Origin of the sequence: Sorangium sp. So ce296 (assembly GCF_051529605.1) — a bacterium.
Classification (GTDB): Bacteria; Myxococcota_A; Polyangia; order Polyangiales; family Polyangiaceae; genus Sorangium; species Sorangium cellulosum_D.
In genome coordinates this window covers 12491141-12512244 of sequence record NZ_CP150325.1, presented here as the reverse complement: position 1 = coordinate 12512244, position 21104 = coordinate 12491141, and the positions used below count along the sequence as shown (strand labels likewise).

The window sequence follows — 21104 nt, the reverse complement described above, 5'->3', positions numbered from 1 at the left end:
TTGAGGGAGGGCGGCCAGCGGACCTCGTTGAGCGAGCCTTGGAGTTGGCTCCCGCGATCGTGAGCTGCTACCAACGAGCTCCCCTTGCGGGACGAGCTGATCGCGTTCCTGGTCGCCCGCTCCGGTCGAGCCCTCGACGAGTTCGGCCGCTGGGTCGCGGGACGCCGGCCCATCGAGTGGGTGCTGGCCATGCTAGAGTACCTGGCGATGTCAGCGACGACCCGTGAGGAGCTCCTGTGGCGGTTCGGCAAGGCCGAGGACCCGGAGGTGGAGGCCCGGCGGCAGCGCATTCTCGAGGTGCTGCTCGAAGCGAGCCCGCAGGTTCAGAAGCGGCTGATCGAGAGAGGCGTCGAACAGGGCATCGGCAAGGGACGGCTGGCCGAGGCGCGCGCTGCCCTGCGACGCGTGCTCGCCCGCCGTAAGCTCGAGCTCAGACCGGACGACGACGCCCGCATCGAGGCGTGTGTCGACCTCCCGACACTGGAGCGGTGGCACGACCAGGCCATCACCGCGGCGAGCGCCTCGGAGGCGCTGCAGTAGCTCAGCCCGACGTCGCGCCTTGTCGCTCGTCCCGATGAGCGCGGCTCGACCGCCCACATCGTCTCGGCACGGCGAGCCGAGCGCCCGTGACGGCGGACGTAACACGGACCATCTGCACGGATGGGGGCGTCCCCTTGCCGAACCTCAAGTCCGTCCTGTCTCGGGCTGAAGCGCGCGTGCAGCCCTGAGCAGCTGTTCAATCCAGGCTCGCGACGAGCGTGGAAACACATCGCTGTCCGGACAGCATGTATCCCGCGACCCAGTGCATCTCGCTGTCCACGAGCGCAATCCACGCGCCAGGCGCGTCGCGAAGCCGCGAATGTGGCAGTTCGCCTCATTCTGGGGCGCGTGTGCCGAGCTCAGCTATAGACGTGACGAGATTAAGGAGCCAGAGCGCAGATCGCATTCCGGTATCGAAATTGCTTTGCCGTCAAAAAAAAAGGCGGTGCGCGACGATGGTCGGACAGAGACAAGCGCGAAGCGCGGCGCGGCGGACTCAGGACGAGCGGCCCCTACCCCCGACAGCCCGCCGCAGACGCGGCGCGACTGCGACGGACGTGGACGGCCCGCGCTCGTCCGCCGCGAAGGGACCAACGGACGGCGCCGCCGCGGCCCCGCGCCGGACGCTGACCTACGCGGATGCGCTCGAGGGCGCCCGGAGAGGGCCGTTCCCGGACGAGGTCGAACCCCAGCTCGCGACGCTCGTCACCGGGCCTCCGCAGGGCGACGGGTGGCTCTACGAGGTCAAGTTCGACGGCTACCGGATGCTCGCGCAGCTCCGCGGCGGCCGCGTGACGCTCCTGACCCGCCGCGGCCAGGACTGGACCGAGCGGTTCGCGAACGTGCGCGACGACCTCGCCCGGCTGCCAGCCCGCGAAGCCGTGCTGGACGGCGAGATCGTCATCGTCGGGCCCGACGGCGTGACCGATTTCCAGGCCCTGCAGAACGCGCTCAGCGACGGAAATGATGGGCGCGAGGGGCGACTGATGTACTTCGTGTTCGACCTGCTCTACCTGGACGGCCGCGATCTCCGCGACTGCGCGCAGGTCACCCGCAAACGGGCGCTCAAGGCGCTGCTGGAGGAAGCGCCGGAGGAAGGGACCCTGCGCTACACGGAGCACCTCGAGGAGGACGGCGCCGCCGTGTTCCAGCACGCGTGCAAGCTCGGGATCGAGGGCGTCATCGCGAAGCGCCCGGAGGCTCCCTACCGGAGCGGGCGCGGGAACAGCTGGCTCAAGGTGAAGTGCGGCAAGCGCCAGGAGTTCGTGATCGTCGGATTCACCGAGCCGACCGGGGCCCGCCAGGGGCTCGGGGCCGTCCTCGTCGGCGTGAACAGGTCAGGCAAGCTCGCCTACGCCGGAAAGGTGGGCACGGGCTTCACGAACAAGACGCTCACGACCCTGCGCAGCCGTCTCGAGTCGATCGAGCGCGCCAAGCCGGCCTTTGCAGGGGCGCCGCGCATGCGCGGCGTGCACTGGGTCGAGCCCAAGCTCCTCGCAGAGGTCCAATTCTCCGCCTGGACGCGCGACGGGCGGCTGCGGCACCCGTCGTTCGAGGGCCTCCGCGAGGACCGCACCCCGGAGTCGGTCACCGTCGAGCGCGAGCAGCCCCCGCCGGCGCCGCCGCCCCGCAAGTCGGCCGGCGCGCCGAGCAAGGCGGTGAGCGCGGCCAGGAGCAAGGGGGCGAGCGCGGCAGCCGGCAAGGCGGTGAGCGCGGCCCTGAGCGAGGCGGCGGGCAAAGGGACGCGCAGGGCCGCCGGCACGACGCCCGGCAAGGCGGCCGGCGCAGCGGCGATCGAGGCGCCGGGCAAGGCCCCTCGCGGCGGCCGGGGCGGCGCCGAGAGGATCGAGGTCGCGGGAACGCGGCTGACGAACCCCGACAAGGTGCTCTATCCGGCGCAGGGGATCACGAAGCTCGCTCTCGCGCGGTATTACGCGCAGGTCGCCGAGCACATGCTGCCCTATGTCGCGAAGCGGCTGCTCACGCTCGTCCGCTGCCCCGCGGGTCAGGGCAAACCCTGCTTCTTTCAGAGGCACGAGGCCGAGGGGCTCTCGGAGGCCATCCGGCGGACGCTCGTCGAAGAGGACGATGGAACACGAACGTATCTCTACATCGAGAACACCGAAGGGCTGGTGTCGCTCGTGCAGATGGGGGCGCTCGAGATGCACATCTGGGGGAGCCGCGTCGACCGGATCGAGCAGCCGGACATGATGGTCTTCGACCTCGACCCGGCGCCGGAGCTCCCCTGGGAGCGCGTGGCCGAGGCCGCGAAGACCGTGCGGCACCTCCTGGAGACGCTGGGGCTGCGGAGCTTCGTCAAGACGACCGGCGGCAAAGGCCTCCACGTGGTGGTCCCGATCGAGGCGCGCAGGCGCTGGGACGAGGTGAAGCCGTTCACGAAGGCCGTGGCCGACGCGCTCGTGCGCTTCGATCCGGCGCGGTACATCGCGACGCTCTCGAAGGCCAAGCGCACCGGCAAGGTCTTCGTCGACTACCTGCGGAACGGGCGCGGCGCGACCGCCGTGGCGCCGTACTCGACCCGCGCGCGCCCCGGCGCAGCCGTGGCGACGCCGCTCTCGTGGGACGAGCTCGACGCGCCGCTCGATCCCGCCTCGTTCACCATCGAGGCCGTGCCGCAGCGCCTCGCGACCATCGCAGATCCGTGGGCCGAGCTCCCGACCGTGCGGCAGTCCATCACCAGCGCCATGATGAAGCAGGTCGGGCTCTGACCTCCTCGCGACGTCCCCGGCAAACCCAGGAGCCGGTGAGCACACCGAAGAAGAGAGACACCTGCGACACAACGAATGTACCTTTCACTGACGTTATGTTCAGCGGGGTCGTACTATCGCAACATGGCGGCGTGCGCTTGGTTGACGATGCCGCGGGCGCGCTGCATCGTCCCCTGCGTCTGTCATGGCCAAGGATCGGGACTCCAGCGCGCTGGCGGAAATTGCAGAGCGACTCCACCAGTTCGACGGTGAGCCGCTGCGGGTCGCGTTTCTGGCGCGCGGCATCGATGCGCTCACCCAGGTCGCCGAGCGGCTCGATCAGCGCGAGCTCGGCGAGGTCGTGGCGTCGCCCAGCAACGCGGACGCCCTGGTGACGGCGCTCACGCAGCCGAGCGCCGTGGGCCTCTTCTCCGCTGCGGATCCGCTCACGCCGGCCCGCCTCCGCGGCCTCCAGGCGAGGGACGCGCTCCTCGCCGCCGAGGGGGGCGCGCTCACCGCGGAGGAGGTCGGCGAGGCGCTCCACCTCGCGCCGCAAGCCATCGAGGCGCGGCGCGCCGCCGGGAGGCTGCTGGCCGTGAGCATCGGCCGTCGGGGGCACCTCTACCCCGTATGGCAGTTCGCGGACGACGGCGTGCTGCCGGGGCTGGAGGAGATCCTGGCCCTCCTCGACGACCACCCCCCGCTGGCGAAGGTCCGGTTCTTCCTCTCCGGCAGCCACCGCCTCGACGGGGATCGGCCGCTCGACCGGATTCGCCGCGGCGATCTGGATCCGGTGCGGCTCGTCGCGCGCACGTTCGGCGAGCAAGGCGCGGCCTGAGAGCGCGCCGCGAAGCCGACATGACGACGACGATCGGGCCGCATCCGGACCCGCCCTTCGACTTCGCGACGAGGCCGCTCCCCATCACGATCTTCCGGCGGTGCTGGTTCCGGATCCACGGGCTCGCGCGCGATCCGCTGTACTTCGGCCGCTCGGGCGACAACCGCTTCGACGCCCCGGCCGGCGAGTTCGGGGTGCTGTACGCCGGGAAGGACGAGCATTGCTCGTTCATCGAGGTGTTCGGGCACGCGACCGGCGTGCGCTTCGTGGAGCAAGGCGAGCTCGCCGCGCGCGGGCTCGCGCGCATCGCGCCGAGGCGCCCGCTGCGGCTCGTGAACCTCACGAGAGAGGGGCTCGCGCGCCTCGGGGCCGACGCCCGCCTGACCTCCGGCGAATCGTACGGGGCCGCGCACCGCTGGGCGCTCGCGATCCACGAGCACCCGAGGCGACCCGACGGCATCGCCTATGCGGCGCGCCACGATCCGAGCCGCGTCTGCGCCGCCCTCTTCGAGCGCGCCAGCGCGGACCTCTCGGTCACCCGGCTCGGCTCCCTCGCGGATCCGGCGCACGCGGCGCTCCTCGCCACGATCCTGGACACCTACAAGTTCGGGCTCGTCTGAGCATCGACGCGCGGAGGGCCGCGCGGCGCCCGAGGCGCGTGCCGCGCCGCGAGACGGCGGCGCCGGGCGCGGCGTGGGCGCGCCCGGCGGGAGCCACGCGCGTGCGCGCCGGGCGCGCGCGCGCCGGCACAGCCGGTGCTTCCCGTGAACACAGGCGCGCTGCGGCGGCGCCGCGGCGGGCGGTGGCCGCGGCGCGCGCGGCCGGGCGGCGGGGGGTTCGATGAAAATCAAGAATCTGCGGCTGGAAACAGGCTATCTCGTGGAGCCCATCGCGCTCCAGAAGGGGCTCGCGATTCACCAGATCCAGATCGCGACGATCGGCGGCGAGGGGTCGTCTCGGGTCCGGCTCTCGCTCGAAGCCAACGTTTGCACGATCGACAGCTTCGGCGAGGCGAAGGCGTGCGCGCGGGGGGCGCCGATCCACCTGGAAGCGGACGTGGAGCTCCTCGAGGAGTGCGATGAGAAGCAGCTGCTCGCCCTCAAGTTCGACGGCGGCAGCGGGCCGGCGCTCCGGCTGGCGATCCTGCCCCTCTGCGGCGCCGTCCAGCAGGCGATCGTGGCGCGGCTCCTCGTCTTCGGGGAGAGCGGCGAGCTCAAGGCCATCGTGCCGATGCAGGGATCGTCGGCGGGCTGCGTGGTGGCCTGAGCGAGCGCGGCGGCGCTGCCAGCGCCTGGAGCCCGGAAAGGGCGTCGTTCAGGAGCCGCGCGGGCCGCCGCCGGGCCCGAAAGGACCGGCCGGCCCGCCGGAGACGCCGTCGGGACCAGCGGCGTGGGGGCCGGGGGCGCCCTGCGGCGCGCCGTAGGCACCGGCGGGCGCGCCGTAGGCGCCGGCGGGCGCACCGGAGGCGCCAGGCGGGGCCCCCGGAGGCGCACCGTAAGCGCCGGGCTGAGCGCCGGGCTGAGCGCCAGGGAAGGCACCATAGGCGCCGGCGGGAGCCCCGTAGGCGCCGGCCGGACCGGGGGGAGCTCCAGGCGGCGCGCCGTAAGCGCCGGGGGCAGCGCCGTAGGCGCCGGGCGGGGCTCCAGGAGGCGCGCCGTAAGCGCCGGGCGGGACCCCAGGAGGCGCGCCGTAGGCGCCGGGCGGGGCTCCAGGCGGCGCGCCGTAAGCGCCGGGGGCAGCGCCGTAGGCGCCCGCGGGAACGCCGTAAGCGCCGGCGGGAGCGCCATAAGCGCCGGCGGGAGCGCCATAAGCGCCGGCGGGAACGCCATAGGCGCCGGGCTGAGCCCCTGGTGGCGCTCCGTGAGCCCCCACCGGAGGATAGCCCCCGAGCGCGGCTGCGGTGGCCGGCCCCTGCCCGGGCGGATACGCGGCCTCCATGGCGACGCGGCGGGGATTGGCCGGGTCGTAGCGCACCGTGACGACGCACCCCGGCTGGATACGAGGGGCCGCGAGCACCGACACGAGGGCGACCGTCTCCACCTGATAGGGCGGCATTCCCGGCGGCATCACCTCGAGGAGCAGCTTGAGGCTGTAGGAGTCCTGGGCGCCCATCGACACCTTCATGCCGGTCTCCTGGTACTGCAGCACGCGCGCCGCGCACGAGACGCCGATTCGAAGCAGCTGCTGCTGCTCCTGCTGCTGGGCCCGGAGCGGACCGAGGACCTTCTTCCAGACCCCGAAGAGGACCGCCGCAGTGATGCCGAGCGGCACGATAACGCTGAGCGCGATGATCAGCAGGGTGGACGTCATCGGGTCAGCGTACCAGGCCGGCGCCCCGGCGCACCAGGGCGTCGGCGCCCGTCATCGCCGATCGCGCCGCGCGCGTCGGGGCGCCCCGCGGAGCTCAGGGGCAGCGGCGGTACGTGAGGGCATAATCGATCCGGACCTGCACGTCGGTGGTGTCGTTCGTGAGGACCCCGGAGCTCGACGGCGCGAGGCGGTTCGTGACGTAAAGGCTCGTCTTGATGTTGAGCGGCCGCACCGTGCCGCACTCGGACCAGACCGTGGTCGCGAACGCGTCCGTGCGCGAGAAGTCGTTCGTGAACGGCCCGATCATGCTCCGTGTGAGCGGCCCCGAGGTGAGCGGCGAGCCCGAGAAATAATACGATGTCTCGTGGAGCCCGTGGACGCCCGGCTCCAGGTCGGCAAAGCCGCGGTACGTGGCGTCGAAGATGGCCACCTGCCATCCCGGATCGAACCGAAGATCCACGGCCAGCTGGCAGAACGCGCGGTTCGCGGCGCGCGCGGCGTTCGGGCCGGCGTGCGCCTCGAACTGGTCGAAGATGACCGTCAACGCCTTTTGATCCGGCGAGATCACCCCCGCGGCGGAGCCGACGGGACATCCGCTGCCGGCGTAGGTGAACGCCTCGATCCGCGCATTCTGCGCCAGCGCCGGAAATGCGAAGAGAAACGCCGAAGAAAAGCCGAACGCCCATCGCAGCAACATGCTTGCCCCCCTTTTCATCTTCAGACGACATCGCGTCGCCGTCCGTCGGCGCCCGCGCGCGGATCAACGCTGTCGCAAGCCAGCCGACATGTCATGACGAGCATGCGATGGCGGCGCGCTCCGCGCAACCTGCGCGGGGCGCCCACGCGCGGCGCCCGCGCCGCGGATTGAGCGGAATCCGTCGAGCGGCGTGAGATCCGCGGGACGCACGGACATTCGACCGGATCCCGGAGCGCAGGCGAGATGCGGAGAGGCGGCTCAGGGCGAGGCGGCGACGCGGAACACCGGGACGAGGTTCACGCGCTCGTCCCAGGAGGGGTGGCGCTGGTAGAAGAAATCGAGCCGGGCCTTCGCGTCCTTCGCGAACGCGGGATCGCGCAGGCGCGCCTCGAACTCGGCGCGCAGCGCCGGATCGGCGGCCAGCATGCGGCGAGCCTCCTCCTCGGCGACGTAGGCCTCCATGTACTCTTTGCGCTCAAAGGCGGCGTTGAAGAAGCCCCAGGCCACGAGGGAGTCGGGCGCGAGCGGCTCGAGGAGGTGCATGACGAGGGGCGCCCGCGGCTGCGCGATGGGTACGAAGAGCGAGCCGGCCGGCAGATCTTGTCGCTCCGGCCGGAAGGCGCCCTTCAGCTCGACGGGCGTCCGGCCCTCGAACGACGGCTCGTAGGCCACCGCGTCGGCCCGGAACGCCTCGACGGCGAAGCCGGGGCGCGCCTCGGGCAGGAGCTCGTAACGCACGCCGTGCAGGCGCAGCTTGTCGGCCACCCAGGCCGCGTGCGCCGCCGGGACGACATAGCCGGCGGCGGGCGCGGTGACGGTCAGATCCGGCTCGAGGCGGTCGAACAGCGGCACGCGCCAGATCTCCGGGCGGGACTCGTCGTAGCGGGTCCACGTGCCGCCCGAGATCTCCGAGGCGCGCTTCTCGTAGGCGTACCCGCGGAACGGGAAGATGCGCGGGACCGGCCCCGCGCGGTGCGTGAGGGCGAAGGGGGTGCCGGCGAGGCGCGCGGCGGCGGCGTCCGCGCGATCGGCCGCCGCGCGGAGGGCGCCCGCGCCGGCGGCAGCGCGCTCGAAGAGCGCCGCGAGCAGGTCGTGGACCGCCCGCACGCGCGCGGCGTTCGTGGCCCAGCTGTGCGTCTCGACGAGCACGCCGACGCGGTTGCGGGCGGCGCCGTAGCTCTGCGAAAAGCGCGGCGGCCCCGGCTTGGCCGAGATGCCCGACGCGGGATCGTCGTCCTCGCGGAACGACGGATAGAACGGGAGCGGCAGGTGACCGAGCGCCGAGAGGCGCGCCTGGAGCGCGTCGGAGAGCTCGCGCGCCGCGGCGTCGAGATCGCCAGGGTGCGGCGTCGACGGCTCGACGATGACCGCGACGTCGTGCTGGAACTTCGCGCCGTCGGTCGTGTGCAGGTCGACCTGGACCACGGGGTCCCAGGCGTCGAGGAGGGCCAGCATCGCCCGCATCTCGGGCGCCTCGGCCTTCATGTAATCGCGGTTCAGGTTGAGGTTCTGGCCGGTGGTGCGGAAGCCCATCTCCTCGGGGCCGCGCTGGTTGGGCCGCTGGTTTCGGCGGAAGCGCTCGTGGCCGTCGACGTTGAACACGGGGACGAAGAGCGCCGTGGTCGCGGCGAGGGCGCCGGGCGCCATGGCGCCGTCGAGCAGCTCGCGGAGCGCCCAGAAGCCGCCGTCCTTGCCGTCGATCTCGCCGGCGTGGATGCCGCCCTGGAACAGGATCACCGGGCGCCGCTTCGCCCGCGCCGCGGCGGGGTCGAGCGCGCCGTCGTCGGAGGCGGCGATCGCGAGCATCGGCCTGCCCTCGGGCGTCACGCCGAAGCGGAAGCAGCGGGCGCGGCCCGGATAGGCCTGCTCGAAGCCGGCGCACAGCCGCTCGACCTCGGCGTAGCGGCCGGTGCGCTGGAAGCCGGTCCGCTCGGCCTCCGTGACGAGCGACGGCGGCCGCGCGCGCGGGGTGATGACGAGCGCCGATGCGAGCGCGGGTCGACCGGCGGCTCCGGCCGCCGGCGAGCCGGGCGCGGGGGCCTGGCAGGCCACGAGCAGCGAGATCAGCGCGATTCCACGGGAAATGACGCGGCCAGCGAGCGTGGCGCGGGGGCGTGACATCGCGGGAGTCGACCAAATTCCGCGCAGAACGGCAAGGCGTGATCCGGGGCTCATCCCCGGGATCGCCGGGATGTTCGTGACCGGCGCCGCGCGCCATGACGGGCATGGTCGCGGCACGGGCTTCAGTGTCAAGGTGGGCCGCAGTGACGCGTGCGGATCGGCGTGCCGCCGACGGTCGTAATCTTGCGCCATGGCGCTCGGGCTCGCGCGGGGCTGGATAGCGACGTCGCCCTGCCGGAAGGCGGCCTGGCCATCGCGGAGCCCGAGCCTTGGCTCGGGCGCTGCTAGCGCCGCGACAGGCACGCTGGGTATGGCGATGGTTGGACAGCACGTGCTGTGCCATGAACCAGAGAGCACCGCCACGGGCCGCCGTCCGCGGTGCAGCGAGGGCTGCGGGGAGCTTCCCCCCGGACCGTGTCCGGTGCCATGAAGGCTGCCGGCAGCCTTCCTCGGACCGTGTTCGGTGCAGCGAGGGCTGCGGGGAGCTTCCCCCCGGACCGTGTCCGGTGCCATGAAGGCTGCCGGCAGCCTTCCTCGGACCGTGTCCGGTGCAGCGAGGGCTGCGGGGAGCTTCCCCCCGGACCGTGTCCGGTGCCATGAAGGCTGCCGGCAGCCTTCCTCGGACCGTGTTCGGTGCAGCGAGGGCTGCGGGGAGCTTCCCCCCGGACCGTGTCCGGTGCCATGAAGGCTGCCGGCAGCCTTCCTCGGACCGTGTCCGGTGCCACGAAGGCAGCGGGCAGTCTCCCCCGGACCGTGTTCGGTGCCACGAAGGCTGCCAGGCTGCCCGGTTTCTCCTAAGCTCCGCCAGAGATGAGCGCGCTCCCTTCCCGCCGTGCGCTGTCCCTCGGCGCGGCCCTGATCGGCGGTGCGGCGCTCCTCACGCCGCTCGGCATCGCCTCGCTCCGCCGCGCTTCGGAGGAGCGGGTTGATGCCCCGGCAGCGGCGGCGCCCGGGCCCCCCGCCGCATCAACGGCGCTCGCGGATGGCGGGGACGGCCCTCTGGACGGCGACGCCGGCGCGCCTGCGGACGGCGCGGGCGGCCTCCCGGACGGCGGCGGGGACGCGGGCGGCGCGCTCTTCGAGCTGCCCGCGTGGTCCGCCGCGTCGCGCGCGGCCAGCTACGGAGGGCTCTCGGCCGACGCTTGCGACAGGGAGATGAAGCGCCGCGGGATCCCGCACGCCCCGGCGCGCGGCGCCCCGTTGGTCGAGCGGCCGATCAGGATCACCGGCGCGCTGCACGGGGTCACATTCCGTGGGGACGGCGTGGCGAAGCCCAGGTCGGCCTCCCCGTTCGACATCGCCGATTGCCGGCTGGTCCTCGCGCTCGACGATCTCGCCGCGTTCCTGGCGGCGCGCGGGATCGCCGAGGTGGTGCACGTCAGCATGCACCGGCCCGCTCCCGCCGGCACGGCCACGCCGAAGCCGAAGAAGGCGCAGAAGGCGCAGAAGGCGCCCGCGAGGCCGCCGGCAGGCAAGAAGACCCCGAAGGCCGCCGGCAAGGCGACAAAGCCGGGCGACCGCGCCGCGAAGAACCCGGCGGCGGCGCCCGGGCGCCCCAGCCAGCACGCCCTCGGGCTCGCCATCGACGTGGCCGCCTTCGTGAAGGCCGACGGCGCACGGCTCGACGTGAAGGCCGACTGGCTCGGCGCCATCGGCGCGCCGCCGTGCGGCCCCGGGTCGGAGCCGACAGTGCCCACCTCCCACGCCCGGGAGCTGCGGGAGATCCTCTGCGCCATTTCCACGAGCGGGCTGTTCAACGTCGTCCTCACGCCCAACGCGAACGAGGCGCACGCGGACCACTTCCATTTCGATATCAAGCGAGACGCGCGCTACTTTCTGCTGGAGTGAGCGCGCGTCAAGGCGCGGTGTCGCTCCGCGCGCTGGACACATCGAGCGCCCGCTGGAAGCAAAGGGCCTGCGCATGCCGCTGACCAGCGGGTCGCATTGCGTTGTCGAGAGATATTTTTCACGGACAAATGCTCCTTGTTGTTGCGGTTCCTGCTGGTTGACGCCGTGCGGCTGGCGCAACTACCGTGCACGCGGAACGGGCGATCAGGGGACAACCACTGGGGGAGCGTCCGTGGTGGCGTTCGCGCTGTGCGCGTGGAGCGCGAGCACGTCGACCGCGTGCACGTACTCCGATGCCTGCTGGGAGGTGTTCGCGTGCGCCCCCGATCTGGAGCCGCCGCCCGGACCGTGCGAGGGAGAGCCCTGGACGGCGCCGGCGCTCGACGAGTGCGGAGTGTTCGTCAGCAGCGAGCACGGCGACGACGACAACCCCGGCACGAAGGACGCGCCGGTGAAGACGCTCCAGCGCGCGGTCGGGCTGGCCGCGAGCGGACGAGGCGGCGGCGCGGCGCCGACCCGGCGCGTGTACGCTTGCGGCGGGGCGTTCGAGGAGGCGATCACGCTGCCCTCGGGCGTCGACCTCTGGGGCGGCCGTCTCTGCGACGGCGGCGGCTGGTCGCCCGGCGGGCCCGATCAGCGGACGACCATCGCGCCGCCCGCAGGGGTCCCGCTGCGCGTCCTCCAGGGGGAGGACGCGACGTCGACGATCTCCGGCGTGCGCGCCGTGGCGGCGGAGGGAGCGGCGATCGACGGCAAGTCGTCGATCGCGGTGATCCTGAGCTACGGCGGCAAGGCGAGGCTGGTGTCGAGCGTGGTCATCGCGGGCAACGGCAAGGACGGGGAGCCCGGCGAGGACGCGCCGAGCGTCCGCGCGCAGGGCGGGCAGTTCGGGATCGACGGGGCGGATGCCTGCACGGCGGACGCCGCAACGGGCGCCCTCCCGGTCGTGACCGCGTGCGGCGAGGGCATCGAGTCGACGGGCGGGTACGGGGGCGACGGCGGGATCGAGCGGGGCGGCGACGGCGCTTCGGGACAGCCCGAGCCGGCACCGAACCCCGAGGGCAAGGGCCTTGGAGGAGCCGGCGCCGGCAGCACGGCGTGCAGCGACGGGAACGATGGCGCGCCCGGCGCGGACCGTGGCCGTGCCAGCGGCGCGGCCGGCATTGGCTATCTCACCGCCGACGGGTGGATCGGTGTCCGCGGTGACGACGGGGAGCGGGGCGGCGTCGGCCAGGCTGGGGGCGGCGGGGGCGGGAGCAAGTCGCGCGAGGGCGTGACTCCCCCCGTGTGCCTGGCCTCCCGACCCCAGACCGGGGCGGCCGGCGGCTCGGGGGGCGGCGGCGGCTGCGGTGGCCTGGGCGGCAAGGGCGGCGGCTACGGCGGCGCGAGCATCGGCATCGTGGCGCTGGAGGGCACGGAGCTCGCGATCGAGGCCACCGAGGTGTTCACGGGCCGCGGCGGGAACGGGGGGACCGGCGGAACGGGCCAACCGGGCGGCTTCGGCAGGCACGGCGGGTACGGTGGCAAGGGGTTTGTGCCCGGGATGTGGGACGCCTGCCATGGCGGCGACGGCGGCAACGGCGGCCGCGGGGGAGATGCCGGCGGCGGGCTCGGCGGCCCGTCCATCGGCATCGCCTACGTGGTCCCCAACCTGGCCCTCCGGCCCGGCACCTACATCACGGTCGGAGCGGCTGGCGAGGGCGGTCTCGCGGGGAACGCCGGCGCGGTCGATGTGGCTGGCAAAGGCGGTTCCGGTCCTTCGGCGGAGACCCAGGCGTTCAGCGGGCCGGACGAGCTGCCCCGTTAGCCTTGGATAGAGTGCGTCCCAGGGGACGCTTCCGGTGAGGCATGCCCATGCGCGAGAAGTCCGTATTCCTTCCGTTCGTCGTCCTGCCGCTCGCCATGGCCGGTTGCGGGAACCCGCCCGAGGCGAACGAGCCGGGCGGCGAACCGCCGTGCGACGCTCGGTCCTCCTGTCCGGGCGATGCCGTCCCGGAGTCGGCGTGCCTCGAGGAGCTCGCCGCGGATCGCGCCCTCGACGGCTGCGGGGTGTTCGTCAACAGCGAGATCCTCGGCGGCAACGACGCGAACCCCGGCACGAAGGACCGGCCGGTTCGCTCGATCCAGCGGGGAATCGAGCTCGCTCGCACCGGGCGCGGTCGCGTGTTCGTGACCACCGATACCTTCGTAGGGGCGCTCAGGCTTCCTTCCGGCGTGGACATCCATGGCGGCTTCGACTTCCTCGAATGGTGGCGCCGGAGCAGCGACAACAACGGCCGCATCGATTCCGAGGTAGATGCGCGGGTCGGGGTGATCGTCGAGCCGGCACGCCCCGGCGACACGGGGGCCGCGGACGGGGTCTCGACGCTCGATCGCGTGAGGGTCCTGAGTGGGGCCCCCATCGGGGTGCTCGTTCAGTCCAACACCGCGGTGGAGATCGTCCGCAGCGAGATCAGGACGCTCTATTACGGCACTGCGGGCCACGACGGGGAGGCGTGGCCGAGCCGAGCAGCGGCCGGCCCCGATGGCCTGCTCGGTGAGGACGCGTGCTCCGCCGCCACGGTCCCCGGGGGAGCGGCGGTGACGAACCCGTGTGACGACGGAACGTCGAGCACCGGGGGCAAGGGCGGTGATGGGCTGCCCGCGCGGGCCGAGGACGGAGACACCGGCGAACCGGTGCCGGCGGCCGACCCGACCTCGGGCCTCGGCGGCGGCGCGGAGCGCGAGGGGAGCGCCTGCGAGCACGGCCAGTCCGGGCTCTCCGGGACCCGGGGAACGATGGGGGCGGCCGGCCAGGGCATCGGGCGCCTCACCGAGACGAAATGGGAGGGCGACAAGGGGACGGACGGCGGTTGGGGAACGCCGGGCCAGGGCGGAGGCGGAGGCGGCGGCCGGCGCGGCGGGCTCGCCGTGTGCACCGCGGCGGACAAGGGAGGGGCCGGCGGCGGCTCTGGAGGCGCTGGCGGCTGTGGCGGCCGAGGGGGTCGAGCCGGCGAGAACGGCTCGCCGTCGATCGGCATCGCCGCGCTGCACGCCAGGGTGACGGTCCGGGACAGCGTCATCAAGGTGCCCGCCGGTGGGGCGGGAGGCGACGGCGGGCCGCCCCAGCAAGGCGGCAAACCCGGACGAGGCGGGTACGGCGGCTACGGCGGCGACGGCGCGTGGGCGTGCAACGGTGGCCGCGGCGGCTACGGCGGCGACGGCGGCTACGGCGGCCCCGGGCGCGGCGGCGACGTGATCGGGATCGCCTACCTCGACGAGGACCAGCTCGCGCTGGAGGGGGTCACCTTCGAGCTGGGCCTGCCGGGCCCAGGCGGCACGAGCTGGAGCCATGACGGCTCCATGATCACGGGAGAGGATGGCGTCGTCGTGGAGACGCTTCGCTTCCCGGAGTAGGCAGTGTCGCGAGCGTGCTCCGACGCTGGCGGGCGCCTCGTCACTTCTGCGTATCAGGAGCAGATTCGGTGCCGCGACGATCGAAGATCTTCAAAATAGACTCAGTCGTCGTCCGCAGCTCTTGTGGAGGCTGGCGCGCAGTCGTCCACTCCAGCACCAAGCCGAGCAACCTTCGGACGAAATCACAGTCAGCCTGCCGCACGACTAGCGTCGTCGCCACCTCTCTAGCTAGAATTGCATCGAAGGCATCTCCCATCGCGCGCAGCGTCCCTAACCATTCATTCCTCGGGAGCTCGGACGCCGATGCGCCGACGTCGAGCGACTCCACGATCGCAGAGAGACAGTTAAGCCCCTCAGAGAGCGCCTGCGCCACTTGCCGATCATGCGTCATTCTCCCGTCCCCTAATTCTCAAACTGATATCGACAAAGCCAGGTCCCAATCGGATTGATGACAGTGCAGTTGTCTCCGTTTGAATACTGATAAGAGCATGTCCACGTGGGCTTGCCACCCTTGCACCAGTACAGATCGCCAATTCCGCTACTAGGGCTATACGGATGCGAAGCGTGATGAACGCAGTAGGCGCCGATCGCCTCACACTGGTTTACGCACGTATGGCTGCCGGGGGACGCGCAATTAACCTGGGCTGCCGCCTCAACGGCTTCGCTGCACTCCGAACGCTCCATCTCGTCTCGCGGATCCGGTGGCGCATCTCCGAAGCCTCCGGCTCCGCCCGGGGTGATGATCCCTGCGCCGACGCCCTCGCCACGACCATCCCGAAGGTAGCACTCACCCATGTCGTAGTTGCACGCAGCAACGAAGCCACAGATTACAATTAAGCTAGCCTTCATATCACCTCACTCCCCGGCGCGGCGAGACTCTTCTCAGTCGAGTGTGGCGTCAATGGGTAACCAGGGGTACAAATTCTGTCCGTGCGCCAGGTGGGGCGACCGGCCAGAGCATCGGGCGTATCAGCGAGGCGATAAGGCGGCCGACGGCGGCAGGGGCATGCCGGGTTAGGGCGGAGGCCGGGCCGCGGTCCGGTCCACGTCCCAGGATGGCGTACGCCGGGGCTGCACAACCCACACCCAATGCGAAACAGGCTTCGCGGGGGCCTGAAGCCGCCCACGACGAAGAAAAGGACGGGCGTGCAATCTGGACAGACGCTGCGCTTCGTGCGATTTTTTGGAAAGAACATGTCGATCCGGTGTCGCAGCCATGTTCGCAGCTTTTCCGCAGGCGAGGTGCACTGGGAGGAGTGGAGCCCTCCCCGGAATGGCGACCCGGACAAGCGCACCGTGGTCCTGGTGCACGGCCTGTCCGATAGCTGTAGGACCTGGAACCGGCTCGCGCCCGCGCTCGCGGCCGGCGGGCGCCGGGTCGTCGCGCTCGACCTGCCCGGCCACGGACACTCGGCCCGTCCGGACGCGCCCTACACGGTCGCCTGGTACGCGAGCGTTGTCGCGGAGTGGATCCGCGCCCTCGGGCTCAGCGATTTCGATCTGATCGGGCACTCGTTCGGCGGCAGCGTCTCGATGTGCGTGGCGATCGAGCGGCCGGGGCGCGTGCACCGCCTCGGGCTGGTCGCCGCGGGCGGCATCGGGAGCGAGGTCGCGCTGCCGCTGCGCTTCGCCGCGGTGACAGGGCTGCTGGAGCTGGCCGCGCCGGTGCTCATGGGCGTCGGCACCCACGCGGGGATGCTGGTGCTCGGCGGCAACTTCAACGCGGAGGAGCGTCGGCACCTCGCCCGCGTGAACGCGCGGCCCGGCACCGCCCGCGCGCTGTCGCGCACGCTCCGCCACGCGATCGATCTGCGCGGCCAGCGCGAGCACCTCATGGACATCGCGCACCGGATCCCGGAGATCCCGCCGGTCGCCGTCTACTGGGGCGAGCGCGATCCCGTGATCCCGGTGCGCCACGCGGCGGACATCGACCGCTACCTGGAGGGGGTGGCGGTGCGCCGCTTCGCGAAGGCGGGGCACTACCCGCACCGGGAAGCGGTGGCCGATCTCGCCCCCGAGCTGCTGCGCTTCCTCGACGAGCCTCGGCCCCCGCCGCGCCTGCGCGCCGGGGCGCGCGCGCCCCGCGCTGCCGCCGCGGCGGTCGCGGCGCCGGCCAGCCCGCGGTGGCAGCCGTGGGCGGACGCCCCGGTCCGGCAGTGGGCGATGCGCTCGCTCTCACCGCTGCTCCGGCAAACACCGCAGCAGGACCCCGGCGACTCCGTGTCTCCCGCCGATCTCGGGAGCCGGCCGCCGCCCGTCCCCTGCTGACGGCGCGCGGCCCCGCCGGCGCCGCGCCGCCCCTTCCCTGTTGACGCCCCGCCCCCGGGTGCGGTTCTCTCGGGCGCCGGTGCAACTCGAATGTGAGACCTGCGGCGCCTCGCTGCGCGTCGAAGCGGACCAGCGGACGGCGGTGTGCCCCTACTGCGCGTCGCCGTCGGTCGTGGAGCGGCCGCCCTCGAACGACCGGCCGTCGCCGCACTTCGTGCTCGGGTTCGCCATGGCCAGGGAGAGCGCGCAGGGCGCCGTCGCGGCGTGGCTCGGGAAGCGGAGCCTCTTCGTGCAGTCGAGCGTCAAGAAGGGCACCATCGACGCGATCCGCGGCGTCTACACGCCCGCATACCTGTACTCGGCGATGGCGCAGACGCGCTACGCGGCGCAGATCGGCGAGAACTACCAGGAGACCGAGACGTACACGACGACCGACGACAAGGGGAACACCGTCACCCGCACGCGCGTCGTCACGAGGACCGAGCACCGGCACCTCGAAGGCCAGCGCGCCACCTACGTCATGGATGTGCTCGTCGTGGCGTCGCGCGCCGTCCAGAACGCCGAGCTCGAGGCCATCGAGCCGTTCGACCTGCGCACGATGCGGCGCTACACGCCCGCGGTGCTGAGCGGCTGGGTCGCCGAGGAGCCGACCATGACGCAGGCGGAGTGCTACGCCCTCGCGCGGCGGGAGGCGCTCGAGAAGGTCGGCCGCGACCTCCCGGGCTTCATGCCCGGGGACAGCCACCACGGCCTCACCCACGAGACGCGCCTCGACCAGGAGACGCTCGAGCTCATCTATGTGCCCCTCTGGGTGCTCGCGATCCGGCACGACCCGCGCAAGCCGCCCTTCCGGGTCCTCATCAACGGCCAGACCGGCGCCATCCACGGCAAGGCGCCCCTCTCCTGGGTGAAGATCGCCCTCGCCGTGCTGCTCGCGATCCTGCTCCTCGCGGCGCCGTTCGTCTTGGCCGCGGCGCGCGACCGCGACCCCGCCGAGCGGCGCGGCGTCGCGCGGCCGCCGGCCCCCGCCGCCGCGCCCGCGCCGGCCGAGCGCGCCCGTCCCGGCGGGAGCAGGCCCACCCCGACCGGAGGGGCGCGATGAGCATGAGCCTGGGCGTCTCGCCGGCCGCGGCGCGGTGCTGCGCGCGCTGCCAGGGGCCGCTGGAACCGGGCGACCTGCGCTGCGCCGTCTGCGGCCTCGCCGCGCCGCTGGACCGCGGCCCGGCCCCGCCGCCGGTGCAGGTGCTGCGGTGCACCGAGTGCGGCGCCGCGGTGGCGTACTCGGCCGAGGCGCAGGCGCCGAAGTGCCGCTTCTGCGGCGCGGTCACGCGGCTGGAGCAGCCGGCCGACCCGGTCGACCAGGCCGACTGGCTGCTCCCGTTCAGGGTGCCTCCCGCGGAGGCCGACCAGGCGCTGCGGCGGTGGATGTCGACGCTCGGCTTCTTCCGGCCGTCGGACCTGTCGCAGGCGGCGACCGTGGAGGGGCTGCGCCCGATCTGGTGGGCGGGCTGGCTCGTCAACGCGGACGCGGTGGTGAGCTGGACGGCGGACTCGAACGCGGGCGCCCGGCGGAGCGCCTGGGCCCCCCACGCCGGACAGACGCAGCTGCCGTTCCGCAGCCTGCTCGTGTCCGCGTCGCGCGGGCTGTCGCTCGACGAGGCCCGGGAGCTCGCGCCGCGCTTCCGGCTCGACCAGGTGGTGCCGGTCGCGCAGCGGTCCCAGCAGCAGCTCGGCCCAGAGGACGCGGTGCTGGAGCAGTTCGACGCGCAGCGCTCGGCGGCGCGGAAGATCGTCAGCGAGCGGATCGCCGCGGCCGCGGAGGCGGCGCTGAAGCAGGGCGTGATCCCCGGGTCCACCTTCCGCAATGTGCACGTGGCGGTGCTCCTGCGCGCGCTCGAGACGCGCCGGGTGGCGCTGCCCTCGTACGTGCTCGCCTACCGCTACGAGGGGCGCAGCTACCGCGCCGTCGTGCACGGTCAGGACGCGAGCTGCGTCACGGGCACGGCGCCGATCGCGTGGGGCAAGGTGGCGCTCGTGGTCGTCGGCGCGCTCGCGCTGATCGCGATCGTCGTCGCGGCGCTCGCGCTCACGCGCGCTGGGTAGCTTCGCCAGCGCCGCGCGACAGCCCTCCTGGCGCTGCGCAGGGCGGCGGCTCGCGCTCGCGCGGACCGCGCTGAAGGCTGTGGCGGAATGCCTCTAGCGCACGCTGGGTGCGGCACAACAGGGCCGTTCATCGCGCGATCTCGCGGGTGAGCCGGCCGTGGTCCGGATCTCGCAACTGACGGCGGGACTCAACGGAGGAGACCATGGAAACTGGGTCGCGAGAGAAGCTGCTGGAGATCCTCAAGAAGTTCCGGAATGCCATGCTCGTCACGCAGGCCAACCACGGCTCGCTGCGGGCGCGTCCCATGGCGCTGGTGAAGGTCGACGACGGCACCGGGGACATCTGGTTCATGACGAGCATCGACTCGGGCAAGATCGACGAGATCGAGTCGAATCCGGAGGTGAACGTGACGCTCCAGGAGGAGCGCCGCTTCCTGTCGCTCTCGGGTCGCGCGTCGATCGTGAGGAGCCGGGCGAAGATCGAGGAGCTGTGGTCGGAAGAGGCCAGGGTCTACTTCCCGAAGGGCAAGGACGACCCCCACCTCGCGCTCATCCATGTGACCCCGCGCGAGGGCGAGTACTGGGACAACCAGGGCACGGCCGGGCTCCGGTTCCTGGTCGAGGCGGTCAAGGCCTACGTCACCGGGACGACCCCGAAGACCGACGCCAGCCAGCACGCCGCGGTGCCGCTCAACGGCGGGCCGACGAGCGACGGCCGGGTGGCCGCGCGGTAAGCGATCTCCACCGCGGCGCGGAGCGCTGCGCCGGCTCGCTCTGGCGCAGCGCTCCGACGCGTCGATGCGGCCGACGTGGCGCGGCGCCGCATGCGACATCGCGCCTCACTGCCCTCTGCGGCGCTCCTGAGTCTGCCCCCCCCTCCCCCCAGCATCGAACCGGCGCGCGTAGCAGATCGCTCCGCCCGTGCAGGCTGGCCCCACCTCCACGATCCCGCGCGAGGAACGAACGCCGCGCCGCGCGCGGCGAGCGCGCGAATCCAGCGGACGCGGCGAGTCCGCGAGCGCCCGCGCGCGCGGGGGACCAGCGGGACGGAGCGTGGCGCATCCCTTGCTCTTCATGGAATTGCACCGTGTTCACCTTCTGAGATGGACGTGACGCGGGAACCCGTCAGCAGCGAGGTCAGGCATGGGGATCTTCACGATATCTCGTCGAGCTCAGATGATGATGGTCGCGGCGGCCGCGGTCGTTGTCATCGTGGGGTTACGCTACGCCGAGCCGTTCCTCGTGCCGGTGCTGTTCGGGATCGCGCTCGCGGCGATCTCCTCGCCCATCGCGAGCTGGGTGACGCGGCGGGGGCTCCCCCCGGCCGTCGGGGCGCTGGCGGCGCTCGTGGTCGACCTCGCGATCCTGGCCTTCGTGGGGGCGGTGGTCACCATCGCGGGGGTGGAGCTGGAGGAGAAGGTGCCGGCCTACCTGGCGCGCGCCTCGGAGATCACCGTGGCGATCGCCGCGACGCTCACGGAGCGCGGGCTGCCGGTGAACCCGGAGTTCCTGTCCAAGACGCTGCACACGGCGTCCCTGGTGCCGCTGCTCGGCGGGGCCGCGGTGACGGTCGCCAGCGCGGCGTCGAACCTGGGCATGGTGCTCCTCGTCGTCTTCTTCGCGCTCTGCGAGTTCGCGGGCGCCGGCGCGAAGCTCCGGGCGATCATCGCGGACCCCGGCCGCGGGCTCGAGCACGTCGACCGCATCGTGCGCGAGGTGAAGAAGTACCTGCTCGTGAAGACGCTGACCAGCCTGCTCGTCGCCGTGCTCGCCTACGTGATGCTGGTCCTCCTGGACGTGGACCTGGCGCTCCTCCTGGCGTCGAGCCTGTTCGTCCTGCACTTCATCCCGAACATCGGCGCGGCGGTGGCGACGATCCCGGCCGTGCTCGCCGCGCTGGCGAGCCAGGGGCCCGGGACCGCGGCGATCGTGGCGATCGGGTATCTGCTCATCAACCTGCTGGTGGGCAATGTGCTGGAGCCGCGGGTCCTCGGGCGGACGCTGGGGCTGTCCCCGCTCGCCGTGCTGCTCGGGATGCTCTTCTGGGGCTGGCTCTGGGGGCCGTCGGGGGCGCTGCTGTCGGTGCCGATCATGATGGTGGCGAAGATCACGCTGGAGAACGTGGAGGGGCTGTCGTGGATCGCGCGCGTCATGGAGCCGGCGCCGGAGGAGCACGAGCCGGAGGTGGCGCCGGCGAGCGAGGAGCAGGCGCCGCCGTCGCTGCTGCGTCCGAGCGTGGCGGGAGCGCGGAGATCGGGGTGAGCGAGGTTGTGCC

At 72.7% G+C, this 21104-nt stretch carries 17 protein-coding genes; 13 read left to right on the top strand and 4 right to left on the bottom strand.

Features of this window, described 5'->3' with window-relative positions; genetic code table 11:
* Nucleotides 1–84 precede the first annotated feature (84 nt).
* The 5 genes from WME98_RS46100 (at nt 85) to WME98_RS46080 (ending at nt 5352) form a co-directional block, all read left to right on the top strand.
* On the top strand, nt 85–540 hold the full coding sequence (locus tag WME98_RS46100; protein WP_437947983.1) for a hypothetical protein: 456 nt from the start codon (nt 85–87) through the stop codon (nt 538–540).
* 557 nt (nt 541–1097) lie between these two features.
* Nucleotides 1098–3269, top strand: a complete 2172-nt coding sequence (gene ligD / locus WME98_RS46095) for a DNA ligase D (RefSeq protein WP_437947982.1) — start codon at nt 1098–1100, stop codon at nt 3267–3269.
* 184 nt (nt 3270–3453) lie between these two features.
* Nucleotides 3454–4086: a hypothetical protein gene (locus WME98_RS46090; protein ID WP_437947981.1), complete on the top strand. Its 633-nt coding sequence runs from the start codon at nt 3454–3456 to the stop codon at nt 4084–4086.
* Nucleotides 4087–4106: 20 nt separating this feature from the next.
* Nucleotides 4107–4706, top strand: a complete 600-nt coding sequence (locus WME98_RS46085) for an RES family NAD+ phosphorylase (protein WP_437338845.1) — start codon at nt 4107–4109, stop codon at nt 4704–4706.
* Between the two features lie 220 nt (nt 4707–4926).
* Complete coding sequence (locus tag WME98_RS46080; protein WP_061627990.1) at nt 4927–5352, top strand: hypothetical protein; 426 nt, start codon at nt 4927–4929, stop codon at nt 5350–5352.
* Between the two features lie 48 nt (nt 5353–5400).
* On the opposite strand, the gene WME98_RS46075 is transcribed toward WME98_RS46080, so the two are convergent.
* From WME98_RS46075 to WME98_RS46065, 3 genes are all read right to left on the bottom strand, one after another.
* Nucleotides 5401–6396, bottom strand: a complete 996-nt coding sequence (locus WME98_RS46075) for a hypothetical protein (protein ID WP_437947980.1) — start codon at nt 6394–6396, stop codon at nt 5401–5403.
* Nucleotides 6397–6490: 94 nt separating this feature from the next.
* Nucleotides 6491–7093, bottom strand: coding sequence for a DUF4360 domain-containing protein (locus WME98_RS46070; RefSeq protein WP_437947979.1), 603 nt, complete (start codon nt 7091–7093; stop codon nt 6491–6493).
* A gap of 258 nt (nt 7094–7351) precedes the next feature.
* The gene (locus WME98_RS46065) at nt 7352–9214 is read right to left on the bottom strand and encodes a M14 family zinc carboxypeptidase (RefSeq protein ID WP_437947978.1); all 1863 of its coding nucleotides are present in this window, start codon (nt 9212–9214) and stop codon (nt 7352–7354) included.
* A gap of 810 nt (nt 9215–10024) precedes the next feature.
* Between WME98_RS46065 and WME98_RS46060 the strand changes: the two genes are divergently transcribed.
* From WME98_RS46060 to WME98_RS46050, 3 genes are all read left to right on the top strand, one after another.
* The gene (locus WME98_RS46060; protein WP_437947977.1) at nt 10025–11062 is read left to right on the top strand and encodes an extensin family protein; all 1038 of its coding nucleotides are present in this window, start codon (nt 10025–10027) and stop codon (nt 11060–11062) included.
* Between the two features lie 232 nt (nt 11063–11294).
* Nucleotides 11295–12869 (top strand): hypothetical protein, encoded by a 1575-nt coding sequence (locus WME98_RS46055; protein ID WP_437947976.1) that lies wholly within the window; start codon nt 11295–11297, stop codon nt 12867–12869.
* 47 nt (nt 12870–12916) lie between these two features.
* Nucleotides 12917–14458, top strand: a complete 1542-nt coding sequence (locus WME98_RS46050; protein ID WP_437947975.1) for a hypothetical protein — start codon at nt 12917–12919, stop codon at nt 14456–14458.
* A 40-nt stretch (nt 14459–14498) separates the two neighbouring features.
* On the opposite strand, the gene WME98_RS46045 is transcribed toward WME98_RS46050, so the two are convergent.
* Complete coding sequence (locus WME98_RS46045; protein WP_437947974.1) at nt 14499–14831, bottom strand: hypothetical protein; 333 nt, start codon at nt 14829–14831, stop codon at nt 14499–14501.
* Between the two features lie 821 nt (nt 14832–15652).
* On the opposite strand from WME98_RS46045, the gene WME98_RS46040 reads away from it, so the two are divergent.
* From WME98_RS46040 to WME98_RS46020, 5 genes are all read left to right on the top strand, one after another.
* A complete protein-coding gene (locus WME98_RS46040) occupies nt 15653–16726 on the top strand; it encodes an alpha/beta fold hydrolase (RefSeq protein ID WP_437947973.1) in 1074 nt (357 codons plus the stop codon).
* Nucleotides 16727–16766: 40 nt separating this feature from the next.
* Nucleotides 16767–17828 (top strand): hypothetical protein, encoded by a 1062-nt coding sequence (locus tag WME98_RS46035; RefSeq protein ID WP_437947972.1) that lies wholly within the window; start codon nt 16767–16769, stop codon nt 17826–17828.
* Nucleotides 17825–18829 carry a zinc ribbon domain-containing protein gene (locus WME98_RS46030; RefSeq protein ID WP_437947971.1) on the top strand — a complete coding sequence of 335 codons (1005 nt, stop codon included), beginning with the start codon at nt 17825–17827 and terminating at the stop codon, nt 18827–18829. Before WME98_RS46035 ends, WME98_RS46030 begins: the two co-directional genes overlap by 4 nt.
* A 203-nt stretch (nt 18830–19032) precedes the next feature.
* Nucleotides 19033–19563, top strand: a complete 531-nt coding sequence (locus WME98_RS46025; protein WP_020736186.1) for a pyridoxamine 5'-phosphate oxidase family protein — start codon at nt 19033–19035, stop codon at nt 19561–19563.
* 442 nt (nt 19564–20005) lie between these two features.
* Nucleotides 20006–21091, top strand: a complete 1086-nt coding sequence (locus WME98_RS46020; RefSeq protein ID WP_437947970.1) for an AI-2E family transporter — start codon at nt 20006–20008, stop codon at nt 21089–21091.
* Nucleotides 21092–21104: the final 13 nt, after the last annotated feature.

Bases quoted from the DNA above. Each gene is read 5' to 3' on its own strand.
- WME98_RS46090 (WP_437947981.1), top strand. From the start codon at position 3,454: ATGGCCAAGGATCGGGACTCCAGCGCGCTGGCGGAAATTGCAGAGCGA.
- WME98_RS46085 (WP_437338845.1), top strand. From the start codon at position 4,107: ATGACGACGACGATCGGGCCGCATCCGGACCCGCCCTTCGACTTCGCG.
- WME98_RS46080 (WP_061627990.1), top strand. From the start codon at position 4,927: ATGAAAATCAAGAATCTGCGGCTGGAAACAGGCTATCTCGTGGAGCCC.
- WME98_RS46075 (WP_437947980.1), bottom strand. From the start codon at position 6,396: ATGACGTCCACCCTGCTGATCATCGCGCTCAGCGTTATCGTGCCGCTC.
- WME98_RS46070 (WP_437947979.1), bottom strand. From the start codon at position 7,093: ATGTTGCTGCGATGGGCGTTCGGCTTTTCTTCGGCGTTTCTCTTCGCA.
- WME98_RS46065 (WP_437947978.1), bottom strand. From the start codon at position 9,214: ATGTCACGCCCCCGCGCCACGCTCGCTGGCCGCGTCATTTCCCGTGGA.
- WME98_RS46060 (WP_437947977.1), top strand. From the start codon at position 10,025: ATGAGCGCGCTCCCTTCCCGCCGTGCGCTGTCCCTCGGCGCGGCCCTG.
- WME98_RS46050 (WP_437947975.1), top strand. From the start codon at position 12,917: ATGCGCGAGAAGTCCGTATTCCTTCCGTTCGTCGTCCTGCCGCTCGCC.
- WME98_RS46040 (WP_437947973.1), top strand. From the start codon at position 15,653: ATGTCGATCCGGTGTCGCAGCCATGTTCGCAGCTTTTCCGCAGGCGAG.
- WME98_RS46030 (WP_437947971.1), top strand. From the start codon at position 17,825: ATGAGCATGAGCCTGGGCGTCTCGCCGGCCGCGGCGCGGTGCTGCGCG.
- WME98_RS46025 (WP_020736186.1), top strand. From the start codon at position 19,033: ATGGAAACTGGGTCGCGAGAGAAGCTGCTGGAGATCCTCAAGAAGTTC.
- WME98_RS46020 (WP_437947970.1), top strand. From the start codon at position 20,006: ATGATGATGGTCGCGGCGGCCGCGGTCGTTGTCATCGTGGGGTTACGC.